The sequence below is a fragment of the Bdellovibrio sp. CKG001 genome (genome assembly GCF_055397465.1).
Genome location: NZ_AP029173.1, coordinates 3,105,096 through 3,127,138 on the forward strand (window position 1 = coordinate 3,105,096; position 22,043 = coordinate 3,127,138).

23 protein-coding genes are annotated in these 22,043 nt (G+C 49.8%); 13 read left to right on the forward strand and 10 right to left on the reverse strand.

Annotation, left to right across the window (positions count from 1 at the left end):
- On the reverse strand, positions 1–555 hold the full coding sequence (locus ACZ50P_RS14600) for an SLBB domain-containing protein (RefSeq protein ID WP_464132008.1): 555 nt from the start codon (positions 553–555) through the stop codon (positions 1–3).
- 111 nt (positions 556–666) lie between these two features.
- Between ACZ50P_RS14600 and ACZ50P_RS14605 the strand changes: the two genes are divergently transcribed.
- A complete protein-coding gene (locus ACZ50P_RS14605) occupies positions 667–1,704 on the forward strand; it encodes a hypothetical protein (protein ID WP_464132010.1) in 1,038 nt (345 codons plus the stop codon).
- A gap of 33 nt (positions 1,705–1,737) precedes the next feature.
- Here the strand turns inward: ACZ50P_RS14605 and ACZ50P_RS14610 are convergent, their stop codons facing one another.
- Positions 1,738–2,838 carry a 3D domain-containing protein gene (locus ACZ50P_RS14610; RefSeq protein ID WP_464132012.1) on the reverse strand — a complete coding sequence of 367 codons (1,101 nt, stop codon included), beginning with the start codon at positions 2,836–2,838 and terminating at the stop codon, positions 1,738–1,740.
- Positions 2,839–2,985: 147 nt separating this feature from the next.
- On the opposite strand from ACZ50P_RS14610, the gene ACZ50P_RS14615 reads away from it, so the two are divergent.
- Complete coding sequence (locus tag ACZ50P_RS14615; RefSeq protein ID WP_464132014.1) at positions 2,986–4,275, forward strand: Hsp70 family protein; 1,290 nt, start codon at positions 2,986–2,988, stop codon at positions 4,273–4,275.
- A 107-nt stretch (positions 4,276–4,382) separates the two neighbouring features.
- On the forward strand, positions 4,383–4,670 hold the full coding sequence (locus tag ACZ50P_RS14620; protein ID WP_464118452.1) for a DUF3817 domain-containing protein: 288 nt from the start codon (positions 4,383–4,385) through the stop codon (positions 4,668–4,670).
- Between the two features lie 166 nt (positions 4,671–4,836).
- Here ACZ50P_RS14620 and ACZ50P_RS14625 read toward each other — a convergent pair whose 3' ends face one another.
- The 4 genes from ACZ50P_RS14625 to folD are packed head-to-tail and all read right to left on the reverse strand — an operon-like array spanning position 4,837 to position 9,160.
- Complete coding sequence (locus ACZ50P_RS14625) at positions 4,837–6,141, reverse strand: class I SAM-dependent rRNA methyltransferase (RefSeq protein WP_464132015.1); 1,305 nt, start codon at positions 6,139–6,141, stop codon at positions 4,837–4,839.
- A 3-nt stretch (positions 6,142–6,144) separates the two neighbouring features.
- On the reverse strand, positions 6,145–7,245 hold the full coding sequence (locus ACZ50P_RS14630; protein ID WP_464132016.1) for an esterase-like activity of phytase family protein: 1,101 nt from the start codon (positions 7,243–7,245) through the stop codon (positions 6,145–6,147).
- Between the two features lies 1 nt (position 7,246).
- Positions 7,247–8,287: a Rieske 2Fe-2S domain-containing protein gene (locus ACZ50P_RS14635; RefSeq protein WP_464132018.1), complete on the reverse strand. Its 1,041-nt coding sequence runs from the start codon at positions 8,285–8,287 to the stop codon at positions 7,247–7,249.
- Positions 8,288–8,305: 18 nt separating this feature from the next.
- Positions 8,306–9,160: a bifunctional methylenetetrahydrofolate dehydrogenase/methenyltetrahydrofolate cyclohydrolase FolD gene (gene folD, locus ACZ50P_RS14640; protein ID WP_464132019.1), complete on the reverse strand. Its 855-nt coding sequence runs from the start codon at positions 9,158–9,160 to the stop codon at positions 8,306–8,308.
- A gap of 251 nt (positions 9,161–9,411) precedes the next feature.
- Between folD and ACZ50P_RS14645 the strand changes: the two genes are divergently transcribed.
- From ACZ50P_RS14645 to ACZ50P_RS14670, 6 genes are all read left to right on the forward strand, one after another.
- Positions 9,412–9,696: a hypothetical protein gene (locus ACZ50P_RS14645; protein WP_262553026.1), complete on the forward strand. Its 285-nt coding sequence runs from the start codon at positions 9,412–9,414 to the stop codon at positions 9,694–9,696.
- 94 nt (positions 9,697–9,790) lie between these two features.
- Positions 9,791–10,063 (forward strand): Flp family type IVb pilin, encoded by a 273-nt coding sequence (locus tag ACZ50P_RS14650; RefSeq protein WP_464118459.1) that lies wholly within the window; start codon positions 9,791–9,793, stop codon positions 10,061–10,063.
- 6 nt (positions 10,064–10,069) lie between these two features.
- The gene (locus tag ACZ50P_RS14655) at positions 10,070–10,402 is read left to right on the forward strand and encodes a hypothetical protein (protein ID WP_464132020.1); all 333 of its coding nucleotides are present in this window, start codon (positions 10,070–10,072) and stop codon (positions 10,400–10,402) included.
- A gap of 8 nt (positions 10,403–10,410) precedes the next feature.
- On the forward strand, positions 10,411–11,154 hold the full coding sequence (locus ACZ50P_RS14660) for a hypothetical protein (RefSeq protein WP_464118461.1): 744 nt from the start codon (positions 10,411–10,413) through the stop codon (positions 11,152–11,154).
- A 96-nt stretch (positions 11,155–11,250) separates the two neighbouring features.
- Positions 11,251–11,730 (forward strand): hypothetical protein, encoded by a 480-nt coding sequence (locus ACZ50P_RS14665; RefSeq protein ID WP_464132022.1) that lies wholly within the window; start codon positions 11,251–11,253, stop codon positions 11,728–11,730.
- Positions 11,731–11,740: 10 nt separating this feature from the next.
- On the forward strand, positions 11,741–12,628 hold the full coding sequence (locus tag ACZ50P_RS14670) for a hypothetical protein (protein ID WP_464132023.1): 888 nt from the start codon (positions 11,741–11,743) through the stop codon (positions 12,626–12,628).
- On the opposite strand, the gene ACZ50P_RS14675 is transcribed toward ACZ50P_RS14670, so the two are convergent.
- Both ACZ50P_RS14675 and ACZ50P_RS14680 read right to left on the reverse strand, forming a co-directional pair.
- The gene (locus ACZ50P_RS14675) at positions 12,617–13,888 is read right to left on the reverse strand and encodes an amidohydrolase (protein WP_464132024.1); all 1,272 of its coding nucleotides are present in this window, start codon (positions 13,886–13,888) and stop codon (positions 12,617–12,619) included. The genes ACZ50P_RS14670 and ACZ50P_RS14675 overlap by 12 nt on opposite strands.
- A 53-nt stretch (positions 13,889–13,941) precedes the next feature.
- On the reverse strand, positions 13,942–16,119 hold the full coding sequence (locus ACZ50P_RS14680) for a hypothetical protein (RefSeq protein WP_464132026.1): 2,178 nt from the start codon (positions 16,117–16,119) through the stop codon (positions 13,942–13,944).
- A gap of 219 nt (positions 16,120–16,338) precedes the next feature.
- Between ACZ50P_RS14680 and ACZ50P_RS14685 the strand changes: the two genes are divergently transcribed.
- The 3 genes from ACZ50P_RS14685 (at position 16,339) to ACZ50P_RS14695 (ending at position 19,933) form a co-directional block, all read left to right on the forward strand.
- Positions 16,339–17,445, forward strand: a complete 1,107-nt coding sequence (locus ACZ50P_RS14685) for a response regulator (RefSeq protein WP_464132027.1) — start codon at positions 16,339–16,341, stop codon at positions 17,443–17,445.
- Between the two features lie 74 nt (positions 17,446–17,519).
- Complete coding sequence (locus ACZ50P_RS14690) at positions 17,520–18,827, forward strand: type II and III secretion system protein family protein (protein WP_464132029.1); 1,308 nt, start codon at positions 17,520–17,522, stop codon at positions 18,825–18,827.
- Positions 18,824–19,933, forward strand: coding sequence for a CpaF family protein (locus tag ACZ50P_RS14695; protein ID WP_464132031.1), 1,110 nt, complete (start codon positions 18,824–18,826; stop codon positions 19,931–19,933). Before ACZ50P_RS14690 ends, ACZ50P_RS14695 begins: the two co-directional genes overlap by 4 nt.
- Before the next feature lie 45 nt (positions 19,934–19,978).
- Here the strand turns inward: ACZ50P_RS14695 and ACZ50P_RS14700 are convergent, their stop codons facing one another.
- Together ACZ50P_RS14700 and ACZ50P_RS14705 are read right to left on the reverse strand one after the other, a co-directional pair.
- Complete coding sequence (locus ACZ50P_RS14700) at positions 19,979–20,404, reverse strand: hypothetical protein (protein WP_464118472.1); 426 nt, start codon at positions 20,402–20,404, stop codon at positions 19,979–19,981.
- 107 nt (positions 20,405–20,511) lie between these two features.
- Positions 20,512–21,282: a DUF1266 domain-containing protein gene (locus ACZ50P_RS14705; RefSeq protein WP_464118473.1), complete on the reverse strand. Its 771-nt coding sequence runs from the start codon at positions 21,280–21,282 to the stop codon at positions 20,512–20,514.
- A gap of 86 nt (positions 21,283–21,368) precedes the next feature.
- On the opposite strand from ACZ50P_RS14705, the gene ACZ50P_RS14710 reads away from it, so the two are divergent.
- Positions 21,369–22,028, forward strand: a complete 660-nt coding sequence (locus tag ACZ50P_RS14710) for a hypothetical protein (RefSeq protein ID WP_464132033.1) — start codon at positions 21,369–21,371, stop codon at positions 22,026–22,028.
- The last annotated feature ends 15 nt before the right edge of the window (positions 22,029–22,043 follow it).

Sequence of the window (22,043 nt, forward strand, 5' to 3'; positions counted from 1 at the left end):
TTACTTCCCGGTGTTTTTATCAATAAGGACAGCCGTTAACACAATCCCCAGAACCACAGAAACGATCGTGATCCCTCGGGAGGCCTCGCTGCTGATCCAAGGAGTGCGTGGTGGAACATAGACAAAATCATCCTGCCCCAGTTTCAGATTCTTGCCCCCACCAAACTTGATGATTTTTTCAGCATCGACTTCGTATGCGCCCTGGTATTCATTGATAGCCTTCATTTTGAGGTCCGCCCAGGATTTCGGCTCTGACTTACGCACCAGAATCTCGGAAAGGTCCCCGCCATTGGTGGTTCCACCAGCCAACGTAAGAAGCTTGAGCAATTCCGTGTTAGCCGGAATGTAATAGATCCCCGGCTTGTAAACCGCCCCCAGCAACTGGACACTGATCAAGGATTCTTTGGGGGAGGAGCGGAAAATATATTCCGATGATTGTTGAGGCGGCTTGATGTCACTTAGCAACCCCAGTTCCTGCTGTCCGTACGCGGTGCTTACACAAGTGATCGTCATTAAAACAGCCATCACAAACTGCAAAGACTTTTGGATACTCATTTTAACTCTCCCAAATCATGACTATTCAACACTGGACCTAAATCGAGAGGCTGGACTCATGTCAATAAATTTCGATGACTTGACTTCTGTCTGTGCCTCACAATGAAGTCTATGACGAACTCCGTTCCTGAGCACGAAAAACTTTTTGATGAGATCTGCAGCAAACTTAACGAGCTGGGCACCACCCCTGAAGAGGGTCTAGTCCCGCCTCCACCAAAGTATGAGCAAATGCAGGTTCAAATGAAAAAATTCCATTCAGACCTGAAAGGCAGCCAGGAAGAACTTCGCGAGAAGATCAAATCCCTGGAAAACGTGTCTTACGGTGCTGAAACGTTGGACGCACAACTGCAACAATTGGCAAACCAATTGATCGCAGAGCGCGCAAATAACACCAAACTCAGTGGTGATCTGGCGAAGTCATTGGAGCTGAGCCTTCAGCTTCAACTAGAGATTCAAGGCCTGAAAGCGCGCGCCCTGCAAATGCAAAGCGAAGAAAAGAAATACAGCCAGGCTTTGTTTGAAAAGAACAAACAACTGCAAAGAGACCTGGAACTGAATCAGGCCCTGAAAGACGAAACCGCGATGGAACTGATGAAAGCCAAAAGTGCTTTCACCAAAGAACAGGAACTTTGGGAAGAACAGCGCGAACAGTTTGAAAAAGAAATCCACAGCCTGAAGGAAGAACGTCAGAACCTGCAACAGAACGTCGAAGAGCTACAGATGACGGTGGCTAACAGAGACTCTACGATTTCCTCTTTGAACGAAGAGATTGAAAAAATCTCGACTTCCTTTAGCGAAGTGGAAGCCTCTGCCCAACAGCAGAACGATGTCCTGAAGAACTTGATGTCGGTGGCTGAAACCAAGATTGTGGAAATGAAACTGGCTCTGGATAAAAAGGCTCTGGAAGCGCAGGACTACTACAGTCATCTGCAACAGGCCCTCACCCAACTGGGGGTTCTAAAGCAGGAAAATGGAGCCTTGAAAGAATACGTGGCGAAGCTGAACTACTACCACCAACAGGCTCAGCAGGCGCAAATGACTGTGGCGCAGATGGCTCAAGCCGCTGCCGCTCAGGTTCAAGGGGGCAGCTCAGTACAAATGCAGCAACAGGCCCCGCAGCAACAGCAACAGCAACAATCCAATGTCTAAACGAAAAAAGCCCGGTAAGAACCGGGCTTTTTTTTATTCTGTCACCGCATGTGGTGGCAAGCTTGGGAAGGCTCGGGAAGCCTGCACTTTCTTCGCCGCCTCCCCTTTGATTCTGTAGTAAGGGATATTGGTGTTCACATCACCCAATCCAATTTTCTTAAACGGATTTTCAGAATCATTCCAGCTGTAGTGACCAGAGAAGAAATCAAAACGTCCCATTCCCTTGATGCCGCGCCCCTTATCCCGAATGACAAAATAACCGTTGTGTTTGCTTCCATCCGGAAGCTCCAAGCCAACAACTGCAGGAACGAAGATCACTTCACCGGGTTTGTAGATGGATAGATCCGCTGCCAAAGTATAAAACGGATCAAGACAGCTGCTGTTCACACCGTAACCGAAGCGACAACCATCTTCCGGAATTTCAAAATAGCGATCCTGCCCGTCAAAGCGGCCGATAATATTGAAGGTGTGCATTTTGCCTTTTTGAATGACACCGCAGGAACCCTGCAGGGAACATGCTGCTGCCGTTTTCGGGCAGACCTTCAACAGAGGCTTGCTGCCAGCTCCATGCAATGTTCTTCTGGTCTCTGGCTTACAGCCATTTTTATCTTCATTAAGAATCGCAAAGAAATAAACTGTGGGCTTCAAAACCCCAGGCCCAACCACTTCACTGCGAGGGGCATTGGGAGTTTTAGAAAGTACTGGTTCTTCTGTTTTAGGCGCTGGTTGGTCGCCCTTTTTAGGTTCGGACTTGGGCTCTGCTTTTTCTTCAGCAACCTCTGAAGACTTGCCAGGAGTTTTTTCCTCGGTCTCTTGTGCAGGTTCAGCTTCATTCTTGGCAGAGCTGGACTTGGTTGGTGCCGGCGACGTTGTCTTGGCGTCTTTTTTGTCTTTCGCCGGGGCAAGAGTTTCCTGTACCACCTCTTCGTAGGTGTCCATGGCCTCTTCATAACCATAGTAACCGCTGCTGCCCAGATCCGCTTGCTGCGCAGGCCCTTGATCAACCTGCTGCCCGTAAGGCGAGCCCTGAGAATTCGCTTCAAAGGAAGTGACACCAACATTCATATTTCCACAAGCCGCAAGAGCCAGAAGAGCGAAAATTAGTGTAGGTATTTTAATATGTTTCCCTGTCATATTTAAACTCCTAACCTAAAGACAAGAGCGAGAATAACAATTCCCTGGGATCTTGCGGGAGAATTACGAATCACTTGAAAAGAAGAAAAATCCGGTGCCGAAAATAGTTACCTGTGAAATATGGTGCCATGCTACACTTGTAAGCCTATGAGCACAGACACTTATCTCTCTATTGACTTCGGGACCAGCAACTCTTTGGTGGGTGCCTACCATCAGGGAAAACGTTACGAAGCCCTCACGTTGGACAAAAAAGCCAACGATCCCACCATGATGCGCACACTGCTGTACTTCCCCAATCCGGACCTGTGCTATTACGGATCTGAAGCCATTGAGCAATACATTGAACAGGACATGGAAGGCCGCCTGTTTAGATCCTTCAAATCCCATCTGCCGAACCAGAACTATCTGGGAACCGTTCTGGACAATCGCATCCTGACTTTGGAAAGCATGATCGGGACCTTCCTGCTGGAACTGAAAAAAAGAGCTGAACAAACTTTAGACACTTCGGTCGAAAAAGCCGTGATCGGTCGTCCGGCTCGTTATTCCATGGATTCCGTCGCAGATGGTTTTGCCCTTCATCGCATGCAGAAGGCCGCAGCCTTTGCCGGCTTTAAAGAAGTTCATTTTGTCCCGGAACCGCTGGCAGCAGCCTTTGATTATCGGCGTGAGCTGACAGCAGAAAAAATCGTTCTGATCGGTGACTTCGGCGGGGGAACGTCAGATTTCACCTTGATCAAACTTCGCCCTTCTGGTTTTTCCAAGGAAGATGTTCTGGCAATCGATGGTTGCCCCCTGGCGGGAGATGCTTTGGACAGTGTGTTCATGAGCCACAAGCTCAATGAGTATTTCGGCGCGAAATCCCGCTATCGACTGCCGATGGGAAGCAACGTGATGACGATGCCCAAGGGTGTGACCTTGCGTCTGAATCATCCGGCTCACATCGTTCACTTGAAAGAAAAAGACACCTACGAGTTCATTCGTGAGGTGAAGAAGTGCTCATTAACCGCCAAAGACGCCTCGGCGGTTGAAAGATTATTCATCCTTATTGAAGACCAGCAGATCTTCCCGTTCTTTGAGAACATCGAAAGAACCAAACGAGCACTTTCGAATTCAGAGGAAACTGAATTTACCTTCGACTATCCAGGCCTTGAAATTCGGGAGCACTTTACCAGCAAAATGTTTGTGGAATGGGCAGAAGAGACCCGACAGAATATATTCAACTCTTTGGATCAGTGCTTAAAAGACGCCAATGTCACCGTGGATCAGGTGGATTTAGTCTGCCTGACCGGAGGCACGGCCAAGGTGCCGTTCATCCAGAAAGAATTTGAAAAACGCTTCGGCCCACAACGTTTGCAGACTCAGTCCCACTTCCACTCGGTTCTTTCCGGACTGACCGAGGCCGCGGGATTCGTCGCCAATGGGCAGCAAGTTGTTTAAAAGATTGAGTTCTTACCAGACGCAGTAATATGTTGCGCCTCAAGAAGCACTTTTAAGCTGCATAATAGAGTAAAAGTGAGTATCAACCCCGTGTTGAGAGGTGATAAATGATTCAAGCATTCCGTATTCTAGGCTGGCTCGAAGGACTTTCTTTCCTGGCTCTTCTTTTGATCGCCATGCCCGTAAAATACATGGCCGGCAATCCCGCCCTGGTTAAGTCCTTGGGTCCCATCCACGGCTTCCTGTTCATCGGTTATGTCCTGATGGCGAACTTCATTGCCGGTGAATTGAACTGGTCAATGAAAACCAGACTTCTGGCTTTCGTAGCCTCTGTCTTGCCAGCAGGCACTTTCTGGTTTGAACGAAAGTATCTGGATAAAAAAGAAGTCGCTTAGTTAGGGATTGATATCTTCGCCTGTTAAAACAAATTGCAACGGCGCCAGGAAATTCACTCCCGTCTGCTCAATAAAGCCGCCTTAAAAGCCACGAGAACCAAGGATTCAAGGTCGGTCAAAAAGGCCCAGCTCCAACGAAGTCAGATGGGCCTTTTTCACCGACCGCTTAATGAATATAGTGGACGTACATTTTTAGGTAGAAACCCTCTGGAAATTGCATGAGCGTCGGATGATCTGCCGCGTGACCGCCGCGCAGAACGCTGCGAAGTTCAGCGTAATTTCTTAAAGATGCCTTGCGAATGGCATCGCGGAACTCTTCTTCTTCCAACAAGCCAGAACAAGAACAAGACGCCACGAAGCCGTTCTTTTTCACCAGACGGAAAGCGTGAGTGTTCATTTTCAAGTAAGCATGTTTTCCAATAGGAATATCTTTTTTGGACTTAATAAACGCTGGCGGATCTGCGATCACAATGTCGTAGTGTGTACTTGGAAGTTGAGTCAATCCTTCAGACACGTCCATCTCATGCACAATGACTTCAGCACCTTCACGTTCCGCATTCTTTTTCGCAAAGGCCAGAGCTGTCTTGGAGATATCCGCCAATGACACCTCCACCTCAAAGCCCTGAGATTTCAGCGCGCGTGTGATCTGCGTGGACCAGTGGCCCACATAACAGCATAGATCCAGAACGCGGATCTTGCGTGGAGTTTGAGTTTTCGCCCAGTTTTTGAAAAGCCCCACCGCCAGGAAGATATTATGAGTCTGATCCAGGAAGAAGCCCGTTTTTTGACCCTCCACCAGATCACAGTTCATTTTTACAAGGCCTTCATCGCCCGCGGCATTCAAAAGAATTTCGACATCGCGAAGATTCATCTCCGGAAGATCTTTGATCAGGCGCGGTTCTTCGACTTGCAGACCTTCCAGCTTACGCACACCTACGTCGTTGCGAATCACAACGGCTGTTTGTTCCCATGAAAACTGGGACAAACCCTGAGCATGGGCTTTTTCGGCCAAGCCTTTAAAGAAGCCTTCAGCATCCTTCAAAGCTTCATTCATCCCAGCGGTCACCAGTTGGGCTGCAAACAGTTGAGCCTTCTTGCCGTTTTGTTCTATGACGTAGTAATCCAGCACAAGGCCCGGAATAAAATCAGACTCACCAAAAGCCAGACGGAAACTGCCACGGAAACCTGCCGCTTTGCGCACGCGCCAAGAGTTGAAGATTTTTTCGTGAAGGAAATCAAAACTGGTGGGTTCTTTATCCTGACTATTAAAGCTCAAAGCCCGGAACGCAATCAAGGAATGAGGATTGCCGTATCCACGGGCCAGAAACTGCCCCTTTGCATCCTGAAGCTCCACCGGAGTTCCGGCAGGATGCCCTTTGGGACTTGCGGAAAGTTCATTGGAGAACACCCAAGGATGTCCGCTGCGAATTCTTTTATCAGCACCCGGACGAAGACGCCACACTGTCATCATAAACTATTCACCCTCAACTGCGAAAACCACTAACTCGGTGATTTCTTTTTTTGAAAAATTATTATCGGACATCACCAGCAAACTGCGACGTCCCTCGGAAAGTTTCGGTCCCCAGGACAAAGATTCAAAGTTTTGAACTTTTTTATCCTTGCGATCTTTCAGATCCACCTCAAAATCCACCAGCAGTTTTTTGCTGACTCCGGTGAACTTGGCCCCTTCCAGCTTATTGAAACCCGAAACATCACTGCCCTTGCTGAGATCCACTTCATACAAAGCCACGGTGTTGGCCCAGATCTTTTTGGGGAAAAGGCGAACGCCTCTTTCCAAAACCAGCAGCTTTGTATCACTGACCGCCAGAACTTCCGAAACCCCGCGGAAGACTTCCTTGCCGCCATGAGCATCCTTCAGAGGCTCAATGCGATAAGCGTACTCCCCCACCGGCTGAAAACCTTTTTCCGATTTCTCTTCGTACTTGAGAATTCGAATCCAGTCGCCTTTTTCTTCTTCGCCGATCACATAATCCTGAAAAAGAGAAGTTTCTACACCCACAAAGGCATGCTTGCCATCCGCGGTCACAGACAGCCCTTCAAACGCGGCGTTGTTCTGCACACCCTTTTTCTGCTGCCCCGTGGGCTCTGGCAAAAACTTGTCCGGCACAGGCAGATCCGTCTTCCACGTTCCCGCGGCAGAGACCTGGAAAACTCTTGGCATTTCGCGGGGTTTGGAGTCGTTATTGCCTTCAGAGGAAATCAACAGATCCCCGGAAGGAAGACCTGCCAGGCCCTCAGGGTCCAAAGAAGCCTTCTTTTCCCCAGTCAACGGAAGCCCTGAAATAAAATGAACTTTCTGTGGTTTTAAAGAGACCGCGGAAGACGATATTTTTAAATCGAACTCATAAAAACGCGGCTCGCCCATGCGACCCTTGTCATCAGAAAGCGCCAGCAGCCTGCCATCACGCCAGACGATACCAGAAAGACCGCCAATGGTGGTCTTTTGAAACTCCGTGCCTGTTTTAATGGATGTTTCCCCCACATAGCTCAGACTGAGTGCCTGAGCCTGTCCGCCTAAGAATAAAACCAGCAGAGCGTGGGGCAGAAAAGACATACTAACTTCTCCAGCGAAGCTCAGTTTCTTTAACCGGGTGATTGAAGTCGCGCTTTTCCTGAAGATGATCATGATACTCTGTCTTCAAAGCATAGTACCACTTCGCCTGAGTATCGGCATCTTTGATCAACATCAGACTTGGATCATAACGAAGACCATCTTGCTGTTTGGTCACCGCATCCATGTCCTGCCCCAGGAAGGTTTTAGAGAAGCTGTTGATCGCAGGCTTAATCAGACTCAACCATGGGATGTCCCAATACGCCAACTGGGTCACCCGTGTGTTGTTTTCATCCACCGGAGTCAATGCGGTGTAAGAATAGAAATTACGAGGCCCCACTTCGATGTGCTCAACCCGAACACATGGTAAAGTGAAAGTGATCTCGGTCGTCGGGGCTCCACCTAAAATTTTATAAGCCTTGGAATTCTTCGAAGGCTGGTGGCGCACCATCTGGAAGCCGTAATTGACCGGAGCAAACTTCTTTTTCTTTTCCAGCATGGTCTTTTCAGAACGCCAGAACCAGCTTTTATGCACGTAAGGCCCGTGAGCAGGATCCATCAAACCAATCACCGCATGATCGACGTGGCAAGGGAAGTTCACCACATAGGTCAGCTTCGGCTTCACGTCCGCAGGGAAGGCTTTCATCACCGGAATCGCCGGAGCCTTGGAAACATCGTAATCCTTGTCACCCACGAACACCCAGATCAAACCTTGAGCTTCGTGAACAGGATAACCGCGCACTTTGATTTTATTCGGATTTAAATCCTGATCAGGACACAGGGAGGGAATCTCTGTGCACATGCCGGTGCCATCAAACTTCCAGCCATGGTAAGGACACTCAATTTGATCATTCACCACACGCCCATAGCTCAGTGGAATTCCACGATGAGGACAGATGTCGCGCATGGCGGAAACTTTTCCTTTGGAGTCGCGATAGAACACAATCGGTTCATTCATGATCTTGCGAGAAGTGGCTTTGTTCACAGCCAGCTCTGCACTTGGAAGTCCCACATACCAAACATTTTTCAAGAATCCACTGAACATAAAATCCTCACGTACAAACTAAAATCCGGCGCGCTTTTCCGCCAGCAGACAGGTGTTCTGCAATAGCATCGCAATCGTCATTGGGCCGACACCGCCTGGAACCGGCGTAGCGGCTTTCACCCAGCCATCCAGTTCTTCAAAGCGGACATCGCCGCACAGTTTGCCGCCCTGACCAGAACCGTGCATTCCCACGTCGATCACGATGGCGTCTTTTTTAAAGTCCTCTTTACCCAGGAAGCGAGCCTTGCCGGCGGCCACCACAACCAGATCTGCCTGACGAGTCATCTCGGACAGGTTCTCTGTTTTTGAGTGGCACAATGTGACTGTCGCATGAGCCTCTGTCAACATGTGCGCCATCGGTTTGCCAACAATATTGCTGCGCCCGACGACCACGGCATTTCGACCTTGCACCGAAATTTGATAGTGCTTCAGAATCTGCATAACTCCAGCCGGGGTGCAGGGACTGACAAAGGGCCTTCCAGCAAAGAAGTACCCCAAAGAAGCATAGGTCAGTCCGTCAGCATCCTTTTCCGGGGACACCAACTTCAGAACCTCGTGGGAACTCAAGTGCTTCGGAAGCGGGAACTGAACCAGAATTCCATCCACCTCAGAATCAGCATTCAGCTTTTTCAAGGCCTCGTTCAACTGCGCCTGAGTCGTCGTCGCCGGCATACTGTGAATCGTGGAAGTCATCCCCACCTTTTCGCAGGCAATTTTCTTGTTTTTTACATAGGTATGACTGGCGGGATCGTCGCCCACAATGACCACTGACAAGTGCGGGGGCCGGCCGGCTTTATCTTTGAAGTTTGCAACCCGGGGAACGAGGGCAGAACGCACTTCCTTTGCGACTTCTTTTCCGTTAAGAATCAGCACCGAAAGACCTCCCGTTTTTGAAGTCTTAAATCTCCGCTATTTCCCAAAGAAATTCAATAGTTATTAGGAAAGTCCCCAGCCCCCATCGAGACCCACCAAAAAGGTTCATAGGCAAGGCGGAGGTAGGCCCTCGCAGCGCGGGCGGGCCCCACAGTCAGATAGGCCTTTTTCACCACTCTAAGGGGCTTTTTTTCTTGCTTCCGCCCCCTCCTCCGTTGTACAAACCCTTTAAAACACTAGGGGATTTTCGAATGGCTGAAAAAGTAAAACTCTCAAAAGACGGTAGTTCCATTGACTTCGTTCAATCTGACAGCCTTCCTACGTCTCTAAAAAAGTTCCGTCAAAGTCCTGAGATCGAGGGCTTCTATCGCTTTATCTTCGAAAACGACCTGCAAAAAGAAGCTTTCGATATTTTGGATCGTATTATCTTCCAGCGTAAGGCGAAGAAAGCCGGCGCAAAGAAAGAGGCGGCTGCCGCTGCTAAAGAAGAAAAAGCTGCTGCTAAAAAAGCCGAAGCAAAAGGCAAAAAGAAATAAGCTTACAAAGTCCGGATCTTCCGGACTTTCTTTTTTGGTTTAAACGCACCCCACAGCCGTACAGACCTTGCTAGGCCTCCCATTCGGAGGTTCTATGAAAAACAAGTCCCATATTAAAAATAAAAGAGGCCAAGGTTTGGTCGAATATCTGATTATCGTGGCGATCGTTGCTATCGGCAGCATCTCGGTCATCAAAGTTGTCGGCGCCAATATCGACGTTCAATTTGCCAATGTGGCCCAAGCATTGGGCGGTACGGACAGCCGCAAAAAGACTGCACACGCTGTGACTGAAAGCATGTATAAAAAACGCGATTTCAGTGATTTCTTTGAAGGCTCAGTCAACGACTCCAAAGCCGACAAAAAGTAAATCAGCATGAATTTCCTGAAGACACAACAAGGACAAGGTCTGCTGGAATCCGTGCTGGTTTTGCCCTTACTTTTCCTGCTGGGCAGCGTGCTGACTTTACTGCTGTATCGATCTTTGGTCTTTTATATCGCTGACTATCACCTGCACGAGGCTCTGCTTTGCGGAGCTTCCGAAACGACTTATTCCTGCGAAAGTCACCTGAAGAATCAGATGAGTAAAATTCTTCCGGCCCAAACGGTCGTGGCCGTGCGATTGCAAAAATACCGATCCTCCGGAGAAGTCACCATTCACCTTCATCCGGCGATGAAAATCACCAAAGAGCTGACTCTTCCACACTAGGACCCCTCATGGCATCATTAAAATCAAATCACGGCTTTGCTGCGATTCTTATTGTGTCTTTACTCCCTTGCCTGTTGGCGGGATTTTTTCTAATCACAGTCCTGATGAGTTTTCTGCAGATCGATCTGGAGCTGAAACATCGATGCCGCACGGGAGGACTCAGTGGCCAGGCCGCTGTCCGTCCTCATTTGACAACTCTGCTGGCGCTGAACCCTCTGGCGACAACCTTGAAAATGCAGGAAACCGTCTTACTGACAAAACTAGCGACAGCCACCGCCGCGGGGAACCTGCCTCTTATTGCTGCCTTGAAAGTCAAACTGGCAGCGGTAAAGCAGAGGCAGCAGGAACTGGACATCCGCCAAAAGCAGCTTATCCAGCAAAGCAATATTTCACTGGCTCGCCACCACAGCTCCACTGGCTATCAGATTCGACAAAGATCGATGGAAATACAAAACCGTTTTTTCTTTTTGAACTTAAGCCTTCGCGCTCTTCCCGAAAGCCCGCCTCGTCTGGCTGTCCGTCCGGACTCACCGGATATTGCTCCGACTTACAGCCCCGAAGAAAATTTTGAAACACGTCAGGCCCTGGCGCACCGTTGGCAGTACCAGCTCACGCCGCGCGGGCCTCTGTCTTACTTTCTATCTGGTTCATTCCAGTTCGAAAAAGCCTGCGCAGTCACACTAACCCGGGAAGTACGTGGATGGAGCACTCTGATAACAAAGGGCAAATACTCATTGAAGTCTGTCTGGTGATGAGCCTGATCTTCTTAATATTTTTTGCCGCTATTTCAAAAATCTCTGAACTTAAAACCGCCCAACGCAAACACCAGTTTATCAAGGAGAAGTCTTATGTTTCAAAAGACACTTTCCCAGTTAAAAAGTAATTGGCCTTTAACAGGTTTTATTCTTGTTGGATTGGTGGCCTTTATCTCAAGTCCAAAATCCGAAAAAGAGGATGCGCTTCAGACTGTTCCTTCACCGGCTTCTGTAGACACCTACATCCCCCGAGGTTTCGTGCTGGTGCCTTTGGAAATCAGCAACGCTGAATCCCTGGCTTCCCTTGTCGGCGACATGGGAGGCGTCGTGGATCTTTACCTGGCCTCCAACGATCGGCAAAAAGGCGGACTGAAAGTGGGCAGCAAACTGAAGCTGTTGCGAGCCCCACTGAACCCTGACCAATACGCCGTTCTGGTGAAAGACACCGAAAGTCCCCGTTTGCTCAGCTTCAACGGTCCCTTTATCGCAGTCGTGCAAAACCCCGAAGAGAAAGGCACCGAGGTTACCAAATCAACTTCTGTTCCGCGATTAAAAGTGGAATATCAAAACTAAGGAAGTTCCCATGAAAAAACTTATGGTTGTGCTGACGATGTTCTGGCCTTTGCTGGGCCAGTCACAAATTCTTGTACAAGGACCGGGCACTTCCCCGAAAGAGTTTGAAAATTATCTGAGCCTGAATCCCCGGGTTCAGTCATTTCAAAAATTCACTATCGAGGAAATGCAGAATCAACCAGCGCAAGAGCAAAAGCTTTTTGCTCTTGCGGATCTACCCCCCTCCGATATTCAATCCGGCCTTGAAACCGTTGAGCAAATCAATCGAAAGACCGCTCTTTCAAGCTTAAGTCTGCAATTTTTAAAAGACCTGCTGGGGCGCTGGCTTGCGGTCACACCTCAAAGCAAGTTCACCAAAAGTTCGGTCACTCAGCTTTCCTGCAAAGTGAACTTTCTGCTTGGGGAAAATGCTGCGTCTTCTGAATGTCCCTTAGAACAGGTGGACCTGAAAGAGCTGCGCATCAGAAACTCTTGGGCGGACACACTGATGGTGGAAAGTGTTGTTTACCCGTTAGAGGACAACCGTCGGCTTTTGCTGATCTCTTCAGCGCGCTATCACTTCACTCTGCTGTCCAATACGCACAAGCCCGTCAGTTTTTATGGCACTTATGCAGAGCTTAGGGCTCAACATCTGACAATCACTGGCTTGGTCTCTGGAACCTGCGAAAGCTTTCAGGCTGATATTGAAAACATGACTGTTTTAAACCAAGGATCTGTTTTTTGGGGTCCCCAGTGCCTGCGTCGCCTGCCAGAAGGACAAGACAGCGACTTATCAGAGCGAAGTTGGATTCAGCGCAATAAAGCCTGGCTTTATCCCACGGCAGCTTTACTGATCGGCGGTGGGATCTATGCTATGAAAGATAAAAAACTGGTGATTGATACGTCGTCATTCAAGTGACAAGGGCTTTCCATTGAAGTTGATTTCTTTGACGACGCCATCCTCAATGACTGTGTAAGAATCCGCAAAAGTTTTATCGGGATGCGCGTGCACAACAGTCAAATCACCCGTGAACTTACGGATCCTTTCTTTCGGGCTTTCATCCAATGCGATCTTATTGCGCCAGAACGAAGACGGCTCCACAGGACTGTCACAGCCAAAGGAAATTGGAATCTGCGCCGCGCGCAGCGCTTCCCACGGGAAGGCATAGGGATAGAGGTCTTTGAGTTTGTCCGACAACCACACCCGGTCGCTCAGCCAGTGGCAAGGCTGCATGTGACAGCGCACATGCAAAGGCTTCATCATCTGAATTGTTTCCGGACGCAGAACTTGGGCGTGTTCCAGATTCAAACGCCCCAATGCCCCCTGCGCCGAAATTTTGCGCGCCGTCTGCACGATGTGATGAGACGCCTCATCCCCGATCGCATGAACGGAAAACTCCAAACCCGCTGCCCAGGTTTGTTTCATGATATTTTCAATGTCCGCCAAATCCCACAGCACACGCCCCTGATTGCCACCACGAATACCGTTGTAAGGTTTGGATAACAACGCGGTTTCTGAACCCAAAGAGCCGTCATAGAAAACCTTGATGCCTTTGGCCCGCAGTAATGGACGCTCGTTCTGGCGGGCGTACTTTGCCAGTTTCAGCATGGTTTCAAAATCATTCATGTCGTGAGAGGTGAAGTTTTCCTCGATCGCCAGGGTCAGATCACCCGCGTCGGCCACTTCACACAGCATACTCCACAGGGATTCCGTGCAGCTCATATCGCGCACGTGCGTGAATCCGGCTTTGTTGAAAGTGCGGCAGGCTTGCAGGATGTGAGAGCGCTCCTGTTCCTTAGTGAAACCAGGAAGCTGGTCCCAGGCGCGCAAATGATCTTTTTCTGTCAGAATTCCATTTTCAGACTGAAGATTCATTTCTTGCAAAGCCTTGGAGTTCAACCAGCAACTGTGACCATCCAGGCGCGCAAAGAAAACAGGAATGTCAGGGAAAACTTCGTCTAAAAGATTCTTGTGTGGCTGTTCAGAGGCTGGCCACTTGCGCTCATCCCAGCCAAAGCCCAAAAGCCAATGACGGCGATAGTAACCCGGATTGGTTCGCACAATATTCTGCAAATCCTGCTTGGAGTTGACATCCTCCAAACGCAGGCCCGAGGCGAATTCGCCGGTGGCCAGAAAGTGAGTGTGACTGTCATATAGACGCGGGATTCTGAAAAGCATAAGGCCCTCTGTTTTAGCAGAGGGCCTTCGTTTATTTAACTGTTTTGTTTAAATTATCGTGCAGACGGGATTGGAGCAGTGCCGGTACCCGTGCCATTTCCAACTGGAACTGGAATTGGGCTGCCCGTACCACCACCGATTGGCGTTGGTACGACTCCGCCACCAATACCTCCACCGATGCCACCGCCGATTCCGATAGAGCCGCCAACGCCGCCCACACCGTACTGAACCTGCTGGATTCTATACAACAGACCATAAAGTTCCTGCTGCAAGCTTGCCACAACCTGCTGTCTTTGCATTTGTTGTTGCATATAAGACTGCTGCTGCTGGATGTACTGTTGGTACTGCTGCATCTGCATTTGCATCATCTGTTGTTGCATTTGCAACATACCCAAGCTGCCTGCCATGCCACCAGCCATACCGCCGGCCATACCACCCATCATCGCGCCAGGATATGCGCCCATCATGCCACCAGCAAGACCGCCCATTCCGACCATCGCGCCAGGGTAAGCACCCATCATACCGGCCATACCACCAGCCATGGCGCCCGGGAAGGCTCCCATGATACCACCGCCGATGCCGCCAACCATGCCACCTGGGAAAGCTCCGCCCATACCGGCCATGCCGCCCATCATCGCGCCAGGGTAACCACCCATCATGCCCATACCACCAGGGTATGCGCCCATAAGACCGCCACCGATGCCGCCAACCATGCCGCCTGGGAAAGCTCCGCCCATACCGGCCATGCCGCCCATCATCGCGCCAGGGTAACCACCCATCATTGCACCAGGATAAGCGCCGATAATTCCGCTAGCCAAGGCACCCATGCCCATCATTCCACCTGGGTAAGCGCCCATCATACCGGCCATACCACCCATCATAGAACCTGGGTAAGCTCCCATCATGCCGCCCATACCAGCCATGCCGCCCATCATAGCGCCAGGATATGCGCCCATGAGACCGCCACCGAAACCACCGATCATCGCGCCAGGGTAAGCACCCATCATGCCACCCATACCGCCCATAGGTCCGCCCATGCCCCAAGGACCGGCCATACCCCAAGGACCCATACCCGGCATGAAGATACCGCCGCCCATGCCGCCCATTCCAAGGCCTGCCATTGCATACGGGTTACCCCACATACCGCCAGCGTTCATACCACCATAAGGACCCATCATACCGTAAGGTCCACCGTTGTTACCGGCACAACCGAAGGCCCCCGCACCGATACCACCGCCGATAGAGCCGTAGATACCGCTACCACCGCCGATCATCTGACCGATACCAGTTCCGATCGCTCCCAACCCATAACCATAACCCGTGGATGCCCAAGGGTCTGTTGGCCAGCCGATGTTGGAGTTTGCGTCAGCAACCATTTGATTTGTTTTGTAACCAAGGAAGATCGAACCAAGGCCCAACGCCACGTTACCAACCACAGATCCCCAGTTTGTTTCTGGTTTCTGATACTGATAACCGGAACCTTGCGCGATACAGTCGATACAAACGCCACCTTCCAACTGCTCACGACGTCTTTCACGTTGTTCGTCAGCATAGTCTTCTTTGGCGATTTTGATGTCTTCTTTTCTGTTTTCGATAAGGGCTTTCAAAGCATCGATTTCACGAGTGACTTTGTTGCGTTCCGCATAGCTCTTTCTCATGTCCGTCAGACCTTTTTTACAGTCTGCGGTTGTAAAGCGGCCTTTTTCACCCTGACGATATTTTGGATTTTCACAGACAGCGCCGGAAACGGAACCATTTTTGTTTGCATCGCACAGACGCGCCCATTCCTGGATCTGGAAGCCGTACACTTCACGTGTGGCTGGCGCCTGGATGGAAGCATCACCTTCCTGTCCTTGAGCGATGAACTCATCACCCGCCCCCAGGCCTTTATACTCTTTACAGTTCACGTTGTTGGAGATGTGCTCGAACATGAATTCTGTGTAGTCACCGGAAACCACACCATTCACAGCGTCGCTAGAGCGCTTCAAAGCTCTGTCGATCTTCTTCAGTTCGGACTGCTTGGAGCGAAGCTGCTTTTGAGCTTCACTGATTTCAGCCTGTGCTTCTTTGATTTCATCAAGATAGCTGGAGGAACCGGCACCGGCGGAATAGTTATAAGGACATGCTTGCATGCCTCCGTACATCCCCGTACCCCACATTTGAGCTTGAGCACCACCTGCAATACTCATCACCAGTGTGACGGGAGCTGCAATGCGCATCCAAAACTTCATACACGATCTCCTGAAAAGGATAAAAATACTTCTATCGTCTTTATTATCGTCAGGAGTCGACTTGAACTTGACTCATTCTTGAGCAAAAGTATTGAAACATTGTGAAACTAGACTGATGGCCAGCATAGTTTTCTGCAATTTTTCCGCATCGTCATCCATGACAACAAACCCGCACAAAATACTTTGCACAGATCTTTCCACAATCCTACACTAGCTTCTATGACTAAGCACACAATTCTTTGTGTAGATGATGAAATAGATAACGTAGATGCGCTTGAGAGGCTCTTCCGGAAGAAGTACACCGTACTAAAGGCCACCTCAGGAAAAGAAGCCTTGGCTGTTCTCGACGAACATCGAGGTCCTGTTGCACTCATCATCACGGATCAAAGAATGCCGGAGATGACCGGGGTGGAATTTTTAGAGAAAACTCTGGAGTCTCATCCTGAGACAGTGCGAATTCTGCTGACCGGATACACGGATCTTGAGTCTGTGATCATGGCTGTGAATAAAGGTCAGATCTTCCGCTATCTGACAAAGCCGTGGGACCCGACGGATCTTTCCAATACTGTAGAACATGCGATCGACCGCTTTGCTCTGGGACAGGAACTCAAGCAAAAAAATCAGGAGCTGGCGCGCGCCCTGGAAGAATTAAAAAGTCTGGATGTTGCAAAATCCAACTTTATGATTCTGATCAATCACGAACTGAAGACTCCACTGACCTCCATCCTGAGCTTTTCGTCTTTGCTGGCTGAATCCAAACTCAATGACGAAGACAAACTGATGGTCAATCGAATCATGAAAAGCGCCGACCGGCTGAAAACACTCGTGGATGATGTTTTGCTGGTGGTTCGTGCGGAAACCAATCAGCTTAAAATCGATATGCAGCAGGTGGCGTTTACTCAGTTTGATGAGGCGCTTTCAAAAGAAGTCGTGGACCTGATCGCAAAGAAGCAGCAAAAACTTGTCAGCAAGCTTGAGCCCCTGGCCGTTCACGCAGACGTTCGCCTGATCAAACAGGTCATGTTGCGCCTGATTCACAACGCGGCGAAATTTGGAAATGACGGCAGCGAGATTCATGTGGAAAGCCTGAAAAGCGGCTCTAATCTGCGTTTTGTTGTTTCCAATATGGGTCCCCAGCTTCCCTCTTCCGTTTCCGACAAGATCATGAAGCCGTTCTATATCGACGAGGATGTCATGCATCACTCCACCGGCACCGGGCTAGGTCTGACCATTTGTCAGTCGATCTTAAAATCTCACAACTCAACCCTTCAGTTTAAAAACACCGCACAGGGAGTGATGGTGTTCTTTGAGTTGCCTCTGGTCTGATTGTCCGAAAGCCGTCTGTCTTCTCAAAAACTTAGGTCTTGATCATTGCACGGGGGTTGCTTCACAGCCCCCGTATGAAAACACTTCTTATCACTTTGACATTCTTTTGCGCTTCCTTTGCCTCGGCCCAGACAGAACTGACTTTGGGCCTCGGGGAACAGATCACCTTGTCCGTAAGGTCCCAGGATCGAATCTGGATTCAGGACAGAAACATCCTGACTGCCGAAGGCCAGGGACGCAACTTGCAAATCCGTGGGCGCCAGGAAGGGCAAACCACAATCAAGATTGGCACGGAACTTTATTCCGTTCAGGTCTTGCACCCCTCTAAAAAATCCTCGTTCAGCGCTTTGCAGACCCAGCTCAAAAATCACCTGGGCCTGAAAGCAGCCCTCAGTGAAGGAGACCTGCTGATTCAGGGAAATCTGTACCGCTTGCAGGACTGGGTGCAGCTGGCGGACTTTATGAAAAACAAAAGTCTTTCATACCAAATGCGGGCCCAAATGACCAGTGCACGCCAACAAGAGGCGCAGGCCTATTTCGAACAGCTCTTTCAAAAAGCCAAACTGCCCCCGCAAACTTTGATCTTTGAGCCCTCGCTGGAGGTACGCATCAGCTCCAGCGATCTGGCCTTTAAGAAATACGTAAAGTTGTTGACGCCCTATGGAGTTCAGGTCCTGCGCGATGAAAACAGTTTGGATGTAGCTCCCACCATCAAAGTGCAAATCACAGTGGCTGAGATCAGAAAAAATCTTGCCCTGAAGTATGGACTGCAATGGCCCGAGGCTTATTCGGCCCGCCTTTTGCCGGCCGGAGGTTTTTCGCAGGACGAGCTGCCATTTAACCTGCGCGCCATGGAACAAAAGGGTTTGGGGAAGATTTTAGCCAGTCCGAATATTCTATGCCGCAGTGGAAAAGAAGCCGAATTCCTGGCCGGCGGCGAGTTCCCCATCAAAATCATGAACTATAAAATTCAGGATATCGTCTGGAAGCGCTACGGAATTCTGCTGCGGGTGAAGCCCAAGGCCGATGCTGCCGGACGCATGAGTCTGTCGATTGAAACCGAGGTTTCCACCATGGACAAAGCCACTGCTGTGGGCGACATTCCGGGCATTTTGACCAACCGGGTTTCAAGCCACTTTGACCTGACACGTCCCCAGACGATTGCTCTTTCAGGCTTAATCAAAAACGAAGACGCCAAAGGCCATGAAGGTCTGCCCTTTCTGTCGCGTTTGCCGATTCTGGGCGCGCTTTTTTCCAGCAATGATTTTTTGGAAAATCGCACCGAGCTGGTCATTTTTGTTCGCCCCTCCATCGTTCATGAAGGGGAAGAACAAGAGGAGTCCCCCCAGCACCTGAAAACCTATCGCGGAGGCATTCAATGATTCAGGAGGCCCAAAGAATTTATGAACGCATTCACGAGGACATTCAGCGCCTCCCCTTGAATGAGTTTCTGCTGAGTAGTGATGATGAAAATCTGCTGCGCTCCCAAAGAGTGGAAAACCTTCTGGCGACGCACACGCAGACTGCCTCAGAAAAAGTCAAAGCCCGTGTCTTGAGCGAATTTCATTCGTGGGGGCCTTTGGAGAACTTGTTAGCGGATGAAAGTATCACTGAAATCCTGGTGAACGGTCCCATGGCAATTTGGTTTGAACGCCAAGGACAACTGCATCACCATCAAGATATTTTTTTCTCGGATCTCAGTTACCGCAATTTCCTGGATCGGATCAGTCATGCGGCCAAGGCTCACATCACCACCGAGTTTCCCTGCGCCGATGGGCGCTTTGCTGACTTCCGCCTCAGTCTCGTGGGGGCAGAGCTCACCCAAAGCTATCCACATCTGACTTTAAGACGCCATCCGAAGAACCCTTGGACCTTCCCCCGCCTAGCGGAACACCAATGGTGCTCGAATGAACAGGTCCATGCTTTGGCCCGTCTAATTGCGGAACGAAAGAACTTTCTGGTTGTCGGTCCCACCGGCTCTGGAAAGACCTCGGTCTTAAATTCGTTTCTGAATCTGATGCCTGCCAACGAGCGTCTTGTCGTTATCGAAGACACCTCTGAAATATCGCTGCCGAACAACGCCAGCCTGAAACTCTTAACACGCGAGGATCCGCAAGGTGTGCTTCCGTCCGTCGAACAAGGGCAACTGGTGCGTCGATCTCTGCGCTTACGCCCGGATCGTCTGGTCATGGGGGAAGTTCGTGGGCCCGAGGCCAAAGATTTTCTGATGGCACTGGCCACCGGGCACAGCGGAAGTTTCGGAACCTTGCACGCGCAAGATGCGGCGCAGGCCCTGATCCGTCTCGAAATGCTGATTCAAATGGGGGCTCCGCAATGGAGTCTGACCGCCATTCGACGACTGATTCAGATGTCTTTGGATTACGTGATCGTGGCCGAGCGCACACCAACAGGCCAGCGCAGACTCAAAGGTGTTTATCGCCTTTGTTCATTGGAAGAAAATGGATTTCTTCTGGAAAAGGAAATCTGAAACTAAAAACCCGGAAAGCGAGGGGCGCCTTCCGGGTTTCTATTTTTAAGCAACTTTAGTGGTGTCTTTCTGTGGCGTCAAAGGAGCGGCTTCCGCCCTGAGATCCTTTTCCACATAGAACAGCCCTTCATTTTCGCTGGCTTTGGTGAAGGCTTCTTCAGACTTGGTCTGATCCCCTTCCCGAGCCACGGATTTCGGATTATTGAAGAACTTCTGATTCAGGTCTTCGATCACCTTGAGCTTTTTGACTTCAGCTGGATTTTTATAGACGGGAGAGGCTTCCAGCTCTGGAAGTTGACCGGTCGCCCGCATCTCTTCCATTTGTTTGCTTAAGGTGATGCGATCTCCCAGCGAGTTCTTTCCCATCGGTCGCCCCAAGGCCAAAGCGCCGGGACGCGCAGGCTGGGATGCCGAAGTGTCAATCGCTCTGGTCCGCGCCGAAGCCGGCAGGATTCCGCTGATTTTTTCCATATCACACCTCCGTGTGTGCGTGTTTGAAGGCCATCCTGGTCTTCACTTCACAGGAAACGTATCGGAATCGAACGTTTAAACTTGAGACGAAAAAAGGATTTCTGGACCTAAGTCCACGAAATAAACTGCCACGGACTTGCCGGATGGCCCAGAAGCTTCTCGCAGATATTCTTCACCCGGGGGTCATCCGCCCCCGACCAGAAGGTGCGACCAATCAGAAAGCTCTGGGAAAAATCCATCCAGTTTTCAAACTTCCCTTCCACGATCGGTGCCAGCTTCAAGATTTCAGACCATGCCTGAATATCAGACAGATAACCTGCGACAAAACTGAGACGAACCAAGTGGATATAGCGGGAGACATCCCAGGCCAGAATACCCGGCTCTTTAAGATATTTGTTAGTCCGTTGCACCCACAGGGCCAGCTTGCTGTAGTCGGCCTCTGTCATCTGCAGATCCTGCCCGTCTTCCAAATCGAAATTGAAAATCTGACGGAATTTTTCCATAGAGACCGCATCTATGCTGCCATCCACAGGCAGAGCTGATCTTAGGACATTGAACTTTGTGCGATGTCCTTGGGTGCGGATATTTTCCAAAGTTTTTTGGCAGCTCTCACGATCCACAACGCTCCAAAACTCTTCAAGGATCCCGATGCAGTCAGCCTTGATCTCCGGACCGTAGTTCATATCCAAACGAAAGAAGTACTCGCCGATCTCATCCAACACCTGTTCTTTGGTTTCCGGGGACAATTCCTGGTCTTCACCAAGGTCATGTCCCAAAACTTGAAACAGCTCATCAAGAACTTGATTTTCTTCAATAAAAGGAGCACCCAGTGACATCAGCTTTCGTTCAAGATCTGTCTCTGGCAATATACGCTGCATACACTCCTCCTTATTTTCAGAAGCCCGACGACACTCCTTCATTCAATTACGTTTTCAATGCCTTTTCAATGTGTTAGTTTCTTCGCATGCTAAAGAAACTACTGATGGCTGCTGTGGCCCTTTTCTTTATTCTTGCTGGCGGACTGATGCTCTTAATGGGTTACGTCTTTAATAACCCGGGCACAGTATTCAATGCTTTCAACTCGGTTGCTGACCGCTTCTTGCAAGGTGAAGCACATGAAGAAAATGAGGAGTTTTTTCTGCAGGGCATGGAAGAACTTCAGCTTTCTTCACGCCGTGTTGAGATGGAAGTGCGCTTTCACAAAGGCAGTACTTTGAAAGTTCGTCTTTCAGGCAAAGTTCCCCGTTTTGAAGAGGGAAAATTCATCTTACAAACCACTGAGAAGAACCGTCTGCAAGTCACCTTCCTGGAGCCCCTGGCAAGTCACTGGATTCAAATGAACGTCAATGGTCAGGAACTGAGCAAGACGACAGATTCTCAACTTAAAGCCGAAATCTATCTGCCAGAATCCTACAAAAACCATATTAACATTGAAACCCAGGAAGGCGCCGTCACCTTGCATCTTCCGAAGGATGCTTTGTATGAATTGGACCTGCAGTCTGTGCAAGGGATCATTTCAAACCGCATGGAAACATCCCCTTCCCTGCAGGTAGAGCCGCAGAACGTCGGCCACATTCAAGTTCGCACCGTGGAAGGTGCGATCACAGTTGAACCTCAGGAATAAAAAAACCCGCCTTAT

What these genes read in the sequence shown, in the direction of transcription:
- ACZ50P_RS14670 (WP_464132023.1), top strand. Translation starts at nt 11,741, where the DNA reads ATGAAAAAACTTATGGTTGTGCTGACGATGTTCTGGCCTTTGCTGGGC.
- ACZ50P_RS14635 (WP_464132018.1), bottom strand. Translation starts at nt 8,287, where the DNA reads ATGTTCAGTGGATTCTTGAAAAATGTTTGGTATGTGGGACTTCCAAGT.
- ACZ50P_RS14645 (WP_262553026.1), top strand. Translation starts at nt 9,412, where the DNA reads ATGGCTGAAAAAGTAAAACTCTCAAAAGACGGTAGTTCCATTGACTTC.
- ACZ50P_RS14705 (WP_464118473.1), bottom strand. Translation starts at nt 21,282, where the DNA reads ATGCAGCGTATATTGCCAGAGACAGATCTTGAACGAAAGCTGATGTCA.
- ACZ50P_RS14625 (WP_464132015.1), bottom strand. Translation starts at nt 6,141, where the DNA reads ATGATGACAGTGTGGCGTCTTCGTCCGGGTGCTGATAAAAGAATTCGC.
- ACZ50P_RS14655 (WP_464132020.1), top strand. Translation starts at nt 10,070, where the DNA reads ATGAATTTCCTGAAGACACAACAAGGACAAGGTCTGCTGGAATCCGTG.
- ACZ50P_RS14650 (WP_464118459.1), top strand. Translation starts at nt 9,791, where the DNA reads ATGAAAAACAAGTCCCATATTAAAAATAAAAGAGGCCAAGGTTTGGTC.
- ACZ50P_RS14610 (WP_464132012.1), bottom strand. Translation starts at nt 2,838, where the DNA reads ATGACAGGGAAACATATTAAAATACCTACACTAATTTTCGCTCTTCTG.
- ACZ50P_RS14660 (WP_464118461.1), top strand. Translation starts at nt 10,411, where the DNA reads ATGGCATCATTAAAATCAAATCACGGCTTTGCTGCGATTCTTATTGTG.
- ACZ50P_RS14675 (WP_464132024.1), bottom strand. Translation starts at nt 13,888, where the DNA reads ATGCTTTTCAGAATCCCGCGTCTATATGACAGTCACACTCACTTTCTG.
- ACZ50P_RS14665 (WP_464132022.1), top strand. Translation starts at nt 11,251, where the DNA reads ATGTTTCAAAAGACACTTTCCCAGTTAAAAAGTAATTGGCCTTTAACA.
- ACZ50P_RS14620 (WP_464118452.1), top strand. Translation starts at nt 4,383, where the DNA reads ATGATTCAAGCATTCCGTATTCTAGGCTGGCTCGAAGGACTTTCTTTC.
- ACZ50P_RS14695 (WP_464132031.1), top strand. Translation starts at nt 18,824, where the DNA reads ATGATTCAGGAGGCCCAAAGAATTTATGAACGCATTCACGAGGACATT.
- ACZ50P_RS14685 (WP_464132027.1), top strand. Translation starts at nt 16,339, where the DNA reads ATGACTAAGCACACAATTCTTTGTGTAGATGATGAAATAGATAACGTA.
- ACZ50P_RS14630 (WP_464132016.1), bottom strand. Translation starts at nt 7,245, where the DNA reads ATGTCTTTTCTGCCCCACGCTCTGCTGGTTTTATTCTTAGGCGGACAG.
- ACZ50P_RS14605 (WP_464132010.1), top strand. Translation starts at nt 667, where the DNA reads ATGACGAACTCCGTTCCTGAGCACGAAAAACTTTTTGATGAGATCTGC.
- ACZ50P_RS14700 (WP_464118472.1), bottom strand. Translation starts at nt 20,404, where the DNA reads ATGGAAAAAATCAGCGGAATCCTGCCGGCTTCGGCGCGGACCAGAGCG.
- ACZ50P_RS14615 (WP_464132014.1), top strand. Translation starts at nt 2,986, where the DNA reads ATGAGCACAGACACTTATCTCTCTATTGACTTCGGGACCAGCAACTCT.
- ACZ50P_RS14680 (WP_464132026.1), bottom strand. Translation starts at nt 16,119, where the DNA reads ATGAAGTTTTGGATGCGCATTGCAGCTCCCGTCACACTGGTGATGAGT.
- ACZ50P_RS14690 (WP_464132029.1), top strand. Translation starts at nt 17,520, where the DNA reads ATGAAAACACTTCTTATCACTTTGACATTCTTTTGCGCTTCCTTTGCC.
- ACZ50P_RS14600 (WP_464132008.1), bottom strand. Translation starts at nt 555, where the DNA reads ATGAGTATCCAAAAGTCTTTGCAGTTTGTGATGGCTGTTTTAATGACG.
- ACZ50P_RS14710 (WP_464132033.1), top strand. Translation starts at nt 21,369, where the DNA reads ATGCTAAAGAAACTACTGATGGCTGCTGTGGCCCTTTTCTTTATTCTT.